Consider the following 13390-nt stretch of genomic DNA (forward strand, 5'->3'; position numbering starts at 1 on the left):
CCGAGGAGAGGTGTCGAAATGACGCACCGAGCATCGCCCGCCGACATGGCGCAAGCCTGTGGATAACGCACTTCCGCTTTTCTGACATCGGGTCGACGATGTCGGCCATGAGTGATGTGCTGCTGGTTCTGACCGATCCCGTCCTCCATCCGGATGTGGCCCGGTGCGCTGCCGCGACCGGGTACGCGGTGGTGATCGGCGAACCGTCGTCGTGCCGACACGACTGGCTCAGGGCGACGGCCGTCGCCGCGGACGCCGAGTCGCTGGAGGCGCTGACCACGCTGCGTCCACCGCGGCGACCCGGGCTCGTGGTGGTCGGCGCCGGAGACGATCAGCGAGGCTGGCAGCTGGGGATGGCGCTGGGTGCGCAGGGCGGATTTGTGCTGCCAGACGAGGAGCCGGCCCTGGTGAGCGCGTTGTCGGAGTTTCGCCGCCCGGTTCGCAGGCCGGCGGGTGCCGTCGCGGTGGTCGGCGGGCACGGCGGAGCCGGAGCCTCCACACTGGCGGCCGCGGTCGCCTTGACGGCAGGTGCGACCGACGACGTGCTGCTCATCGACGCCGATCAGGCGGGCGCAGGCGCCGACCTTCTTCTCGGGGTCGAGGAGAAGTCGGGGCTCCGATGGGCGGACGTGACCGGCGAGACCGGTGCGATCAGCGGACCCGCACTGCGGGCGGCACTCCCTCGTGTGGGCCGCGTGAGCGTGATCGGGCCTGCCCGCGACGACGTGTCACCGCTGCGGCCGGACACGGTTCTCGCCGTCGTCGATGCAGGCCGAACAGCAGGTGACGTGGTTGTCGCCGACGTCGGACGCGAACCGGGCCTGTCGGCGTCGGGGCTGATCGACACGGCAGACTTCATCGTGGTCGTGACGACGGCGTCGGTGCATGCGGTGGCGGCGACACGTCGGACGGCTGCCCGGATGGTCGGCGATCGTGACGCAGTGCTCGTTGTTCGGGGGCCGTCGCCGGGAGGACTGCGTGCACGCGACGTCGCCGATGCGGTGGGGATTCCGCTTCTCGGCGGCTACCGGCCGGAACGGTCCCTCTCAGCGCGGTGTGAAGCGTCGGGGCTGCGGTTGCGTCGCCGAGGACCGCTGACAACGGCGGCGCGCGACGTGTGCGATCGCCTGACGGTCGGTGCCCGGCGATGACGGCCGCACGTGCCGATCTGCTCGATCGGGTGAGGGAACGGCTCGCCGGGCAGACGTCAGACCTCGATCCGTCGGTGATCGCCGACGCCATCCGCGCCGAATCGGGTGGCTTGCTCGGCGACACCGATCTGCTCGACGTACTGCGTTACCTGCAGACTGAGATGGTCGGCGCCGGTCGTCTCGAGGGACTGCTCGCGGAGCCTGCCGTGACCGACGTGCTGGTTGTGGGTCCGTCCGCGGTCTGGGCGGATCGTGGTGACGGGCTTGAGCTCACCGACGTTCGCTTCGACGACGAGGCCTCGGTCCGTCGCCTCGCGGGCAGACTCGCGCTCGGTGCGGGTCGTCGGCTCGACGACGCGCAGCCGTGGGTGGACGGGCAGCTGTCCGGTGTCGGTCGTCGGGGGATCGCTGTCCGCCTGCACGCGGTGATCCCGCCCCTCGCCATCGACGGGACCTGCATCTCGCTGCGGGTGCTGCGCAGCGCGACGCAGACTTTCGACGCACTTGCCGCGGCCGGCGCGATCGACCCGAAGATTGTTGACGTGCTCAGGCGCATCGTGGTCGGCCGCCTCGCGTTCCTGATCGTCGGCGGCACGGGTACCGGCAAGACGACGCTGTTGAACGCACTGCTCGGCGAGTGCGGTCCAGACGAACGGATCATCACCGTGGAAGACGCGTCGGAGCTCGAACCACAACATCCGCACGTCGTCCGACTCGTGGCGCGTACAGCGAATGTCGAAGGGGTGGGAGATGTGCCGGTGCGGACGCTGGTACGCCAAGCGCTCCGGATGCGACCTGATCGAATCATCGTCGGCGAGGTCCGAGGGGCGGAGGTGATCGACCTGCTCGTCGCCTTGAACACCGGCCACGACGGGTGCGGAGGCACGCTGCACGCGAACTCGACGTCAGAGGTCCCGGCTCGGATGGAAGCGCTCGCGGCTCTCGGCGGGATGGACCGGATCGCGCTGCACAGTCAATTGGCTGCGGCGATCCAAGTGGTGCTGGGACTGGGGCGTGACGCGTGCGGTCGGCGCGGGATCGCGGAGATCGGCGTCCTCGATCGCGGAGACGATGGTCTCGCTTCCATTGCAACCGTGTGGTCGCGGGACTCCGGTTTCACCGATGCTCGCGACAAGTTGGACGCGATACTCGATCGGCGGCGTGTCCGATGAGTCTCGGGCCGCTGCTTGCGGCGGCAGGCGCAGTGGTGCTGTTGTGGCCTCGACCCGCTGTCTTGCGGCGACTGCCGGGGCAGCGGGGCCTCTCAATCGATGTCCGTGCGGTCGATCCGATGTGGGCGGTGGGGGTATCGCCGCTGCTCATCGGGCTGGCCGTCGGTGCGGCCCCGGCGGTCGCGACGGCATTGGTCGCCGCCACGGTGATCGGCGTGCGCCGCCGGTCGGTCCGCCGTGCCGCACAGGACGTTCGTGATTCGCAGGTACGCCGAGCGTTGTCGGTGATGATCGCGGAGATGTCCGTTGGGGCGCCGATCGTGCACGCTTGTCGATCGGCGTCGGACGAGCTCTCGAGAGATGGGCCGTCCGACGTCGGGAGCGAGCTGGCGAGGATGGCCGCCCGAGCCGAACTCGGTGGTGATCCGGTCGACGGCGCCGCGGGGTTGGACCGTCTCGCTGCGGCGTGGGCTGCGTCGGCCGGCAGGGGTCTGCCGATGATCGACCTGATGCAGTCGCTGCGCGCCGATCTCGCAGTTCGCGCCGAACATGCGTCACGCACGCGAGCGGGGCTGGCCGGGCCGCGGGCTACGGCGACCGTGTTGGCGATGCTGCCGCTGCTCGGAGTTGCGCTGGGGCAGGCGATGGGCGCTGAGCCGTTGGCTGTTCTCCTGCGTCCGGGCGTCGGTGGAATCCTGCTGGTCATCGGTACTGGCTTGGCCGTCGCGGGCGTCTGGTGGACAGTCGCCATCACCGAGAAGGTGGTGCGGTGATTCTGCCGATCGCGGTGTGCATCTGCGCCGCTCTGTGGATCTGGCCGGGCGCGGACTGGACCTTGGCGAGAGTCGTCGAGCGGCCACGATCGGTCCGCGAAGCCCGGTGGCTGGGTCGTGGACGGTTGCGACCCGATCCGTTCGACACGGCGGCCGCCTACGACATGTTCGCGGTCTGCCTTCGGAGCGGACTGCCGGTGTCGTCCGCAGCCGAGATCGCGGCTGACGGTGCTCCCGTCGCCGTCGCAGTACCGATGCTGCGGGCCGCGGAACTGCTCGCGTTGGGAGCGGATCCTGAGGCGGCGTGGACATTCGAGCGGGGAACGGACGACCCGTCGTTCGCCGACCTCGCGTCGTTGGCGAGGCGTGCGTCGCGGGCGGGGGCGTCATTGGCCGACGGCGTCGCCGACCTCGCCGGCCAGATGCGGCGGGTTGAGGCGGATCGGGCATTGGAGGCGGCAGAGAGGGCCGGTGTGAAGGTCAGCGGGCCACTCGGGGTGTGCTTCTTGCCGGCGTTCGTGTGCCTCGGCATCGTGCCGGTGGTGATCGGCCTGGCGTCGGGGATGCTGGGCTCGGTCTGAGGGCCTGTGGACAGCGGGTGGAACCGAACCGACACCGTGCGTTGCCTGTTCAGGATCCGTCGGTAGGCCCGTCGGTGGTGTCGTCGGGCTACGGCCGCCGTGCCTCGATGAGATTGCGCGTCGAATGGGCGATGAATGGACCGCTGCGCTCGATCTGCTGGTGCATGTCGAGTAGGCGGTCGCGGTACTTCTCGACGGTGAACCCCGGAACCCACCAGACCACCTTGCGCAGCAGATACACGACGGCCGCGACGTCGTTGATCTCGATGCGGAGGCTGGTGGTGCGCAGATCGACGACTTCCAGTCCGGCTCCTCTCGCCGCGTCCGCTTCGTCGTCGGGGTGACGTCCGCGCCGCGCTTGAGGTTGGGGACCGAGGAAGAACTCGATGAGTTCGAAGGCGCTCGCCGGCCCCACATGCTGGGCGAAGTATGTGCCGCCCGGTCGAAGGACACGGGCGATCTCGTCCCACCACACGGTAGCGGGGTGGCGGCTGGTGACAAGGTCGAAGGCTTCGCTCGCGAAGGGCAGTGGTGGCTCGTCGGCGTCGGCGACGACGGCCACCCCGCGCGGATGCAGCAGTCGGGTGGCTTTGTCGATGTTCGGCGGCCACGACTCGGTCGCTACCGCCGTCGGTGGAAAGACAGCGGCCTCGGCGAGGACCTCGCCTCCTCCAGTCTGGATATCGAGCGAGGCCGATGCCCTGCCGAGCCGTTCGGCGAGTTGGACGGCGTACCGCCATTCGGGACGTTCCTCGGTAGCGCGGCCTGCGAGCCAGGAGAAGTCCCACCCCGAGACGTCGGCTTCAGTCCCGATCTTGATCAAGGCGTCGAATGCGTCAGCCACGCACCTGATGGTCTCACGCCTAACTGCTGTGGAAATCGATGGAACCGGATCCACGCTCTGCGCGTCTTCACCTATGAAGGGCTCGACCAGCGAGTCTGACGATCGCAGGGGGAGACATGGGAACACATCGAGGTACTGGGTGGATCACCGAGGCGAAGCTGCTCGGGGGCCGGTTGATCGCCGATGAGGAGGGGATGTCGACCGCCGAATACGCAATCGGAACGATCGCGGCCGCGGCGTTCGGGGCGATCCTGTACACGGTCGTGACCGGCGACAACGTCGTCACCGCGCTGACCGGGATCATCTCGAAAGCGCTCAGCACATCGGTCGGTTGACGTGCTGAGTCGTCTGTTCGTCGACGAGCGCGGAATGGTGACTGTCGAGGCGGCCTTCGCGTTGGCGGCGATAGCCGTGTTCCTGCTTGTGGGGATCGGTGCGGTCGCGGGGGTGGCGACGCAGATCCGGTGCACGGACGCCGCGCGTGAAGTCGCCAGGCTCACCGCGGCAGGCGATGCGGCGGCTGAATCAGTCGGGCGCCGAGTCGCTCCCCGAGGTGCGTCCGTCGCGGTGGTGACGTCGGGGGAGACGGTCACCGTCACGGTGTCGGCTGATGTTCCACTGGTCCCGATGCTGACGGTGTCGGCGCGGGCTGTCGCAGCCGTTGAGCCTGCGGGTGCTGCCGATGCGTCGGCGGAATGACGAGGGCTTCTCCACGATCACCGGTGCAGCGGTAATCGCGGCTCTCGCAAGTGTGCTTGTCGGGGTGCTGTTCGTCGGAGCGGCCGTGGTGGCGCGCCATCGGGCGCAGAGTGCGGCCGACCTCGGAGCACTCGCCGCAGCGTCTGCTCACGTTCTCGGCGACGACGGGTGCGCCGCCGCGACGGAGCTGCTCGCCTCGGCGGACGGCCGCCCGCGGATCACGTCGTGCACGGTGGACGGACAGGACGTCGTCCTTCGAGTTGCGGTCTCGGTTCGGCTCGGTGGGCTCGGGGTTCGGGACGCGGTCGCTGCGGCCCGTGCGGGGCCGGTGGAGGAGTGAAGCCTGGGCGAAAATTGACTATTGGCAATAGTCATTTCATGGGTACGATTGGAGAATGAACGTGATGAGCAGCACCGATGCGAAGGCGCGACTGAACGCTGTGCTCGCCGAAGTCGAGCGGACGGGTGTTCCTGTGACGATCACGAACCACGGCAGGCCGGTCGCTGTTTTGTCGCCTGTCACTCCTACAACGCGGCAGTTCGGGCAGTTCCCGGGGATGGTCGTGCCCGACGATTTCGATGCTCCGCTGCCCGACAGTGAACTCGGTGCGTGGGAGGGCGACGCGTGACATCGATCCTGCTCGACACGAACGCGCTGCTGTGGTTATTGACCGAGCCGAGCAGGCTGAACAGCGCGGCGCTGGCCGTGATCAGTGATCCGGCGACGGAGGTCTACGTGTCGTCTGCGTCTGCCTGGGAAGTGGCGACGAAGGCCAGGTTGGGAAAACTGGATGCCGGCCCCCTGCTTGCGACATGGCCGGAGACGCTCGCGGCGATGTCCTCTGTTGATCTGCCGGTCGACGCGAGCGATGCCATCCTCGCGGGCAAGCTGGACTGGGATCATCGAGATCCGTTCGACCGGATGATCGTTGCCCAGGCCGCCCGGCGTGGTCTGACGATCGCGACGAGCGACAAGGTGATGATCGACGCCGTTCACACCCGAACGTTGGATACGCGCGGTTGACCGTCAACTCCCGTACAACCGCCCGAGAAGGCGGAGGAGCTTGATGGCGTGTTCTTTGTCGAGCGGTTCGTTTCCGTTGCCGCACTTTGGCGATTGCACACACGACGGGCAGCCGAAGTCGCATGTGCAGGAGGAGACTGCGACATCGGTCGCGGAGATCCAATCTGCGAACGCGTGATAGCCGCGCTCGGCGAATCCTGCGCCTCCGGGGAAGCCGTCGTATACGAACACCGTGGGCAGTGCGGTCTGCGGATGCACGTCGGTCGACAGTCCGCCGATGTCCCAGCGGTCGCACGTCGCGACCAGCCCGAGCATGCCGATGGCCGCGTGTTCGGCGGCGTGAAGCGCGCCGGGGAACTTGTCGGGTGCGATCCCGGCGTCGACCATGGTGTCCGGCTCGAGGGTGTACATGACGGCTCTCGTCGGAAGGCTCTCCTCCGGTAGGTCGAGCGCCACCTGGTCGAGGATCTCGCCCGACAGTGCCTTCCGGAGGAAGCCGACCACCTGGCTCGTCACGGTCACCTCGACGAAGGCGACGGTCAACGGTCCGAACGAGCGCTGCTCGACGACCCGGTCGATCACCACGTCGCTCACCTCGCGCGGAGACGTGGTCCAGTCCGGTTCCTCAGGGTGAGCCAGAGCGAGGCCGTCGTCGAGGTCGAGTTCGTCGACCACAAAGCTCTCGCCCTGATGCAGATAGACGGCACCGGGGAAGACGGACGTCTTCGCACGCGAGGAGTCGACGGTCCCGAGGAGGCGGGAGGTTGTCGCGTCGACGATCAGCACTTGGCCGCCGATGCCGCCGCGGATGTCGATGTCGCCGTGGGGATCCAGGCCGGGCGCGGGGTACCACCCGGCTTTCCGTCGCTTGAGCTGCCCGCCGGCGACGAGTTCGTCGATCACGTCGACAGCGTGCCACGCCTCGGCTTCGTCAGGGCTGATCGGGAACTCGGTTGCGGCGCACAGCAGGTGTGGGCCGAGGACGTACGGGTTGGTCGGGTCCGTGACCGTCGCCTCGACGGGCCGCTCCAGTAGAGCTTCGGGATGGTGGACGAGGTACGTGTCGAGCGGATCGTCGCGCGCGATCATCACTACAAGCGACCCTTCGCCACGTCGTCCGGCGCGCCCGGCCTGCTGCCAGAACGATGCGACTGTCCCCGGGTATCCTGCGACGACGACGGCGTCGAGCCCGCTGATGTCGACCCCGAGTTCAAGAGCGTTGGTGGTGGCGACGCCGAGCAGTTCCCCGTCGGACAGCGCGCGTTCCAGCTTGCGGCGATCGTCGGCGAGGTAGCCGGCGCGATACGCGGCTACGCGATCGACGAGTTCGGGCGCCGACTCCGCAAGCAACTGCTTGGCCTTGACCGCCGTCACCTCGACCCCACGGCGAGACCGTACGAAGCACAGGGTGCGGGCGCCTTCGATGACGAAATCGGCGAGCAGACGCGCCGCCTCAGCGCCCGCGGCGCGCCGGATAGGTGCGCCGTTCTCGCCGGTCGTCGGATCCTCTCCGCCGGAGCCCTCGAGGAATCCCGGCTCCCACATGGCGACGGTGCGCTCGCCGTGCGGCGAGGTGTCGTCCGTGACGGCGACGACTTCCTCGCCGATGAGCCGCGACAGCGCCTGCGCGGGATTCGACACCGTCGCCGACGCTCCGATCACGACGGGGTTCGCACCGTAGCGTCGAGCGATGCGCAGTGTGCGTTGCAGGACCAGCGCGGTGTGCGACCCGAACACACCGCGATAGTGGTGGCATTCGTCTACGACGATGTACTTGAGCTTGCTGAAGAACTGCCGCCACTTGGGGTGCGACGAACAGATGCCGACGTGCAGCATGTCGGGGTTGGTGAAGATCCACCGTGAATGCTGTCGCGCCCACTGGCGCAGCTCGGAGTCGGTGTCGCCGTCGTACGCGCACGGCTGCAGGTGTGCGAAGGCCGGCCGTCCGGTGATCAATTGGGCCGTCGCCCGCAGCTGATCGCTGCCGAGCGCCTTTGTGGGGGACAGGTAGAGCGCAGTCGCGTTGGGATCCTCGGCGAACGTGGTGAGGATCGGCAACTGGTAGGCGAGTGACTTGCCCGACGCGGTGCCGGTGCAGACGCACACGTGGCGTCCCTCGCGCGCATGATTCGCCGCGGCGATCTGGTGACGCCACGGCGTCCGGACGCCGCGCTCGACGAACGCCTCCCGGACCTGCGGATGGACCCATTCCGGCCACTCGTCGAATTGTGCTGTCCGCGTGGGGATCACGGCCATGTGAGTGAGGGGCGACGTTTCGTCGGACGGTGTTCCGGCGAGGGTGCGACCGAGCAGTTCGCTGCCGTACGTCGCGTGTTGCATCGTCCTCGCTCCAGGTTCTTCTCGATCGTCGTGCGCTAAAAGTATCGCGCCGCCCCGAAACGTGATTAGCTAGTCCTGGTCGCACACTTCGCTTCGATGGCGAAGGTAGTTGCGAGCGTGGTACTTGCAGTCGGTTCCATCGCCAATAGGCGGGGCTAGTTGAGGTATGGCGGTCGGAACAGGCCCCCGTCGGGACGTTCCGTGACGGGAAGCAAAAGTTAGGAATGCAGTAAATGGCACAGGGCACTGTGAAGTGGTTCAACGCGGAGAAGGGCTTCGGCTTCATCGCGCCTGACGAGGGCAATGACGACGTGTTCGTTCATTACTCGGAGATCCAGGGCAACGGCTTCAAAACCCTCGAAGAGAACCAGCGCGTGGAGTTCGAGGTCGGCCAGGGCACCAAGGGCCCGCAGGCCACCGGCGTTCGCGCAGTCTGATTTGACCCGCCCCTCGGGGCGACACCAGACACTTAGACACAACTCCCGGTTCCGCTTCGGCGGGGCCGGGAGTTGTGCGTTCTGCACTATAAGATCAACGGTGTGAGCCAGATGTCGTTGTTCTCCGCAGACACGGAAGATCCTGTGATCGACGATCTTGCGGGTCTCCTTGCGGCACAAGGACAGTCGGTCCACACGTCGCTCGGCGCGCGTGTATCCGTCGTCGTCCACGAGCAGTGGCGGGCAGACGAGATCGCCGCCGACATCATGGCGACCGGACTCGACGCCGAAACCCTCACATCGGAAGAGGGATCGCCGATCGCCCGCACCGAGGCCAACCCCCGGATCACCGCACTGCACCGCCGCTGGTCCTCTGGCGCGGTGAAAGCGGTTCCGGAAGGGTGGACGCCCAGTCCACGCGCATTACGCCTCTGGGTGCTCTCGGCGGGACGCTTCGACGGCGTCCACTACGTCCTCGGGCTCGACCCCAGCGCCCCCGACACACACGCTCCGCTCGCGACGTCGCTCATGCGCGTCGGCATAGCCCCGACCCTCGTCGGCGTCCGCGGAAACAACCCCGCCCTGCGGGTGTCGGGACACAAGCGACTCTCTCGCCTCGCTGAGACCGTCGGCGGGGTTCCCCTCGAAGCTCCGGGCGGGGTGTGGCCGGAGGGCTGAATGTGAGTTCCGGATTACGCGAGCCCGGAGGAAGCGAAGCGGGCGGCGATCCGCTCGAGTTTGGCACGATCGTCCGGGGTGTCGGCCTCGGCTATCGCAAATTCGAATGCGGCGACCTCGTTGAGGTGCAAAAAGACTTCGTGGGCGATCCGCGTTGTCCCTAAAGCCGGACTTCCGATCGGGTACCAGCGTTTGTAGTTCGTGATCAGCAGGTGGACAACGTCTTCTGGGATGTCGAGAATCTCGGAGTCGTTGAGTTCGATGGGATTTACGACGTATGCGTCGAGTTGATGGGCACGCGGCTGTCCGGCCTCCACAGCGAGGTGAGGCTTCGGACTGCTGTACTGCTCCCGCGCGCCCTCGGGAACAATCGTGACCTTCGACCCGTTAGGCGGGGTGGAGTGCAGAACACCCCGTATATAAGGTACAACGGCATTCGAACAGCGAAACTTTTCTTCAGAACGAAGGGCACGGTGTGGCCACCAAAGGCAGTGCGTCCTCCGCCGTCCGGCGACTCGTGATCGTGGAGTCCCCGACCAAGGCACGCAAGATCCAGGGATACCTCGGATCGAACTACGTCGTCGAGTCCTCGCGTGGACACATCCGCGATCTGCCTCGTGGCGCGGCTGATGTGCCCGCGAAGTACAAGGGGCAGCCGTGGGCCAGGCTCGGCGTCAACGTCGACGACCGCTTCGAGCCGCTGTACGTCGTCTCCGCCGACAAGAAGTCGACAGTGTCGGAGCTGCGTGCGCTGATGCGCGACGTCGACGAGCTCTACCTCGCGACGGACGGTGACCGCGAGGGGGAGGCCATCGCATGGCACCTCCTCGAGACCCTGAAGCCGAAGATCCCCGTCAAGCGGATGGTGTTCCACGAGATCACCGAGTCGGCGATCCTCGCCGCCGCCGAGAACCCGCGCGAACTCGACATGCCGATGGTCGACGCGCAGGAGACCCGCCGCATCCTCGACCGCCTGTACGGCTATGAGGTGTCGCCGGTCCTGTGGAAGAAGGTCATGCCGAAGCTGTCGGCAGGCCGCGTGCAGTCGGTCGCGACGCGCATCATCGTCGAGCGCGAACGCGAGCGCATGGCGTTCGTGTCGGCCGACTACTGGGACATCGCCGCCACGATGGACGCAGGCGAGAACGCCGCGCCGCGCACCTTCAGTTCGCGACTGGTCAACATCAACGACGACCGTGTGGCCACCGGCCGCGACTTCGGGTCCGACGGCAAGCTGAAGAAGGCCTCCGGCGTCACGGTGCTCGACGGCGCCCGCGCCAACGCGCTGTCCGCCGCCCTCGACGGCGCCGCGCTCGCGGTCACGTCGGTGGAGGAGAAGCCGTACACCCGTCGGCCGTACGCGCCGTTCATGACGTCGACCCTCCAGCAGGAGGCCGGCCGGAAACTCCGCTTCACGTCCGACCGCACCATGCGCATCGCGCAGCGGCTGTATGAGAACGGCTACATCACGTACATGCGTACCGACTCGACCACGCTGTCGGAGTCGGCCATCACCGCCGCCCGCGCGCAGGCCCGCGACCTGTACGGCGACAAGTTCGTGCACGCCACCCCGCGTCAGTACAACCGCAAGGTGAAGAACGCGCAGGAGGCGCACGAGGCGATCCGCCCGGCGGGCGAGACCTTCCGCACCCCCGGACAGGTGGCTTCGGCGCTCGACACCGACGAGTTCCGCCTCTATGAGCTGATCTGGCAGCGTACCGTCGCATCGCAGATGGCAGACGCCAAGGGCACCACGATGAGCCTCAAGATCGGTGGACGAGCGTCGACCGGCGAGCAAGTCACGTTCGCATCGTCCGGCCGCACCATCACGTTCCCCGGCTTCCTGTCGGCGTACGTCGAGACCGTCGACGAGCTCGCGGGCGGCCAGGCGGACGACGCCGAGAGCCGACTCCCGAACCTCGTTGAAGGTCAGTCGCTCACTGCGACCTCGCTCGTCGCCGACGGACACTCGACCAACCCGCCCGCCCGCTACACCGAAGCGTCGCTGGTCAAGGTCCTCGAAGAGCTCGGCATCGGCCGTCCGTCGACGTACGCGTCGATCATCGGAACCATCCAGGACCGCGGCTACGTGGTGAAGAAGGGCAACGCCCTCGTCCCGTCGTGGGTGGCGTTCGCCGTCGTCGGACTGCTCGAGAGCTACTTCAACAGTCTCGTCGACTACGACTTCACTGCCTCACTGGAAGACGACCTCGACCAGATCGCATCCGGCCAGGAAGACCGCACCCGCTGGCTCACCGAGTTCTACTTCGGTGACGAAGAGGGCGCGTCGAAGGACGAGGACGCCGCGGGCGCGATCGCCCGCCTCGGTGGCCTCAAGAAGCTCGTCGGTGTGAACCTCGAGGGCATCGACGCTCGCGAAGTGAACTCGATCAAGCTGTTCGACGATTCCGAAGGCCGTCCGGTGTTCGTCCGCGTCGGCCGGTACGGACCGTACTTGGAACGCAACGTCGCAGGTCCGGATGCCGAACCCGATCTGCAGCGCGCGAACCTGCCCGCCGACATGACGCCCGACGAGCTGACCCTCGCCGTCGCCGAGAAGCTCTTCGAGACGCCTCAGGACGGACGGGAACTGGGCGTCGACCCGGTGACCGGGCACCGCATCGTCGCCAAGGAGGGCCGCTTCGGCCCGTACGTCACCGAGATCCTCCCCGACGACGAGGAGCCTGACGACGGCGCACCCGTCCCGACGATCCCGGCAGGGCCCACCCCGCGTGACGGAGGTGACCTCCCGACCGGCGACGCCGTCGTCGCCCTCGACGAGGTTCCGTCCGGCAGTGTCGCGACCGTCACCTCGACAGCTAAGAAGGTCGCCAAGAAGACGGCGAAGAAAGCCGCCAAGAAGGCTGCGCCCAAGCCGCGCACCGGTTCGCTGTTCAAGACGATGGACATCGCATCCGTCACGCTCGAGGACGCACTCAAACTGCTGTCCCTGCCGCGTGTGGTCGGCGTCGACCCCGCGACGAACGAGGAGATCACCGCGCAGAACGGCCGCTACGGCCCGTACCTGAAGAAGGGCACCGACTCCCGGTCGCTGACCAGCGAAGCCCAGCTCTTCGACGTGACGCTTGACGAGGCGATCAAGATCTACGCCGAACCCAAGCGCCGCGGCCGGGCCGCAGCAGCTCCGCCGCTGCGTGAACTCGGCAAGAACGACGACGTCAGCGGCGCACCCATGGTCATCAAGGACGGCCGCTTCGGCCCGTACGTGACCGACGGCGAGACGAACGCCAGCCTCCGAAAGGGCGACGAAGTCGCCACCATCACCCCGGAACGGGCGATGGAGTTGCTCGCCGACCGCCGCGCCCGCGGGCCGGCGAAGAAGGCTGCCAAGAAGACCGCCAAGAAGACGACGGCGAAGAAGACTGCCGCCAAGAAGACCACGGCGGCTAAGAAGACGACCGCGGCGAAGAAGACGACCGCGGCGAAGAAGACCACCGCGTCCAAGAAGACGACGGCGGCTAAGAAGACAGCTGCCAAGAAGGCGGCTCCGGAGGCTTAGCTTCCCACCGCGGCCTTTCGTCAAAGACGCTGGGGACGACAGCGGGTGGCCTCCATCCGCTCCCTTCGTCGACATCCGCTCCTCTCGGCTACATCCGCTCCCTCCGGGAAGGGAGCGGATGTAGCCGACGGGAGCGGATTGCTTCTTCGGGGAGCGGATGTCGCTGGAAGC

At 67.3% G+C, this 13390-nt stretch carries 15 protein-coding genes; 12 read left to right on the forward strand and 3 right to left on the reverse strand.

The annotated features are described in order from the left end of the window. The first annotated feature begins 107 nt into the window (after positions 1–107). The 4 genes from ssd to WFK36_RS19620 are packed head-to-tail and all read left to right on the forward strand — an operon-like array spanning position 108 to position 3677. Complete coding sequence (gene ssd / locus WFK36_RS19605) at positions 108–1151, forward strand: septum site-determining protein Ssd (protein ID WP_336793678.1); 1044 nt, start codon at positions 108–110, stop codon at positions 1149–1151. Further along, entirely contained in the window at positions 1148–2323 is a 1176-nt protein-coding gene (locus WFK36_RS19610; protein WP_336793679.1) for a TadA family conjugal transfer-associated ATPase, read from the forward strand. The genes ssd and WFK36_RS19610 overlap by 4 nt, the downstream gene beginning before the upstream one ends. Next, positions 2320–3096 (forward strand): type II secretion system F family protein, encoded by a 777-nt coding sequence (locus tag WFK36_RS19615; RefSeq protein WP_336793680.1) that lies wholly within the window; start codon positions 2320–2322, stop codon positions 3094–3096. Before WFK36_RS19610 ends, WFK36_RS19615 begins: the two co-directional genes overlap by 4 nt. Further along, positions 3093–3677 carry a type II secretion system F family protein gene (locus WFK36_RS19620; protein WP_336793681.1) on the forward strand — a complete coding sequence of 195 codons (585 nt, stop codon included), beginning with the start codon at positions 3093–3095 and terminating at the stop codon, positions 3675–3677. The genes WFK36_RS19615 and WFK36_RS19620 overlap by 4 nt, the downstream gene beginning before the upstream one ends. A gap of 88 nt (positions 3678–3765) precedes the next feature. Here the strand turns inward: WFK36_RS19620 and WFK36_RS19625 are convergent, their stop codons facing one another. Beyond that, the gene (locus tag WFK36_RS19625; protein ID WP_336793683.1) at positions 3766–4521 is read right to left on the reverse strand and encodes a class I SAM-dependent methyltransferase; all 756 of its coding nucleotides are present in this window, start codon (positions 4519–4521) and stop codon (positions 3766–3768) included. A 116-nt stretch (positions 4522–4637) separates the two neighbouring features. Between WFK36_RS19625 and WFK36_RS19630 the strand changes: the two genes are divergently transcribed. From WFK36_RS19630 to WFK36_RS19650, 5 genes are read left to right on the forward strand one after another with little or no spacing between them, the layout of a single operon-like run. Beyond that, positions 4638–4856, forward strand: coding sequence for a DUF4244 domain-containing protein (locus tag WFK36_RS19630; protein ID WP_336793685.1), 219 nt, complete (start codon positions 4638–4640; stop codon positions 4854–4856). A gap of 1 nt (position 4857) precedes the next feature. Beyond that, positions 4858–5220: a TadE family type IV pilus minor pilin gene (locus tag WFK36_RS19635; RefSeq protein ID WP_419717515.1), complete on the forward strand. Its 363-nt coding sequence runs from the start codon at positions 4858–4860 to the stop codon at positions 5218–5220. Then, positions 5204–5560: an Rv3654c family TadE-like protein gene (locus WFK36_RS19640; RefSeq protein WP_336793687.1), complete on the forward strand. Its 357-nt coding sequence runs from the start codon at positions 5204–5206 to the stop codon at positions 5558–5560. The genes WFK36_RS19635 and WFK36_RS19640 overlap by 17 nt, the downstream gene beginning before the upstream one ends. Before the next feature lie 55 nt (positions 5561–5615). After that, positions 5616–5849, forward strand: coding sequence for a type II toxin-antitoxin system Phd/YefM family antitoxin (locus WFK36_RS19645; protein ID WP_336793688.1), 234 nt, complete (start codon positions 5616–5618; stop codon positions 5847–5849). Next, positions 5846–6244 carry a type II toxin-antitoxin system VapC family toxin gene (locus tag WFK36_RS19650; protein ID WP_336793689.1) on the forward strand — a complete coding sequence of 133 codons (399 nt, stop codon included), beginning with the start codon at positions 5846–5848 and terminating at the stop codon, positions 6242–6244. The genes WFK36_RS19645 and WFK36_RS19650 overlap by 4 nt, the downstream gene beginning before the upstream one ends. 3 nt (positions 6245–6247) lie before the next feature. Here the strand turns inward: WFK36_RS19650 and WFK36_RS19655 are convergent, their stop codons facing one another. Beyond that, complete coding sequence (locus WFK36_RS19655; RefSeq protein ID WP_336793690.1) at positions 6248–8584, reverse strand: DEAD/DEAH box helicase; 2337 nt, start codon at positions 8582–8584, stop codon at positions 6248–6250. Between the two features lie 233 nt (positions 8585–8817). Here WFK36_RS19655 and WFK36_RS19660 point away from each other — a divergent pair, with 233 nt between their 5' ends. Together WFK36_RS19660 and WFK36_RS19665 are read left to right on the forward strand one after the other, a co-directional pair. Beyond that, positions 8818–9021 (forward strand): cold-shock protein, encoded by a 204-nt coding sequence (locus WFK36_RS19660; protein ID WP_008380101.1) that lies wholly within the window; start codon positions 8818–8820, stop codon positions 9019–9021. A 102-nt stretch (positions 9022–9123) separates the two neighbouring features. Continuing rightward, positions 9124–9699, forward strand: coding sequence for a hypothetical protein (locus tag WFK36_RS19665; RefSeq protein ID WP_336793692.1), 576 nt, complete (start codon positions 9124–9126; stop codon positions 9697–9699). Between the two features lie 14 nt (positions 9700–9713). Here the strand turns inward: WFK36_RS19665 and WFK36_RS19670 are convergent, their stop codons facing one another. Beyond that, positions 9714–10016, reverse strand: coding sequence for a hypothetical protein (locus tag WFK36_RS19670; protein ID WP_336793693.1), 303 nt, complete (start codon positions 10014–10016; stop codon positions 9714–9716). Positions 10017–10174: 158 nt separating this feature from the next. Here WFK36_RS19670 and topA point away from each other — a divergent pair, with 158 nt between their 5' ends. Beyond that, a complete protein-coding gene (topA, locus tag WFK36_RS19675) occupies positions 10175–13219 on the forward strand; it encodes a type I DNA topoisomerase (protein WP_336793695.1) in 3045 nt (1014 codons plus the stop codon). Positions 13220–13390 lie beyond the last annotated feature (171 nt).

The organism is Gordonia malaquae (assembly GCF_037148075.1).
Classification (GTDB): domain Bacteria; phylum Actinomycetota; class Actinomycetes; order Mycobacteriales; family Mycobacteriaceae; genus Gordonia; species Gordonia malaquae.

Excerpts from the sequence above, each read along its gene's own strand:
- ssd (WP_336793678.1), top strand. The coding sequence starts at position 108 with ATGAGTGATGTGCTGCTGGTTCTGACCGATCCCGTCCTCCATCCGGAT.
- WFK36_RS19610 (WP_336793679.1), top strand. The coding sequence starts at position 1,148 with ATGACGGCCGCACGTGCCGATCTGCTCGATCGGGTGAGGGAACGGCTC.
- WFK36_RS19615 (WP_336793680.1), top strand. The coding sequence starts at position 2,320 with ATGAGTCTCGGGCCGCTGCTTGCGGCGGCAGGCGCAGTGGTGCTGTTG.
- WFK36_RS19630 (WP_336793685.1), top strand. The coding sequence starts at position 4,638 with ATGGGAACACATCGAGGTACTGGGTGGATCACCGAGGCGAAGCTGCTC.
- WFK36_RS19640 (WP_336793687.1), top strand. The coding sequence starts at position 5,204 with ATGCGTCGGCGGAATGACGAGGGCTTCTCCACGATCACCGGTGCAGCG.
- WFK36_RS19645 (WP_336793688.1), top strand. The coding sequence starts at position 5,616 with ATGAACGTGATGAGCAGCACCGATGCGAAGGCGCGACTGAACGCTGTG.
- WFK36_RS19655 (WP_336793690.1), bottom strand. The coding sequence starts at position 8,584 with ATGCAACACGCGACGTACGGCAGCGAACTGCTCGGTCGCACCCTCGCC.
- WFK36_RS19660 (WP_008380101.1), top strand. The coding sequence starts at position 8,818 with ATGGCACAGGGCACTGTGAAGTGGTTCAACGCGGAGAAGGGCTTCGGC.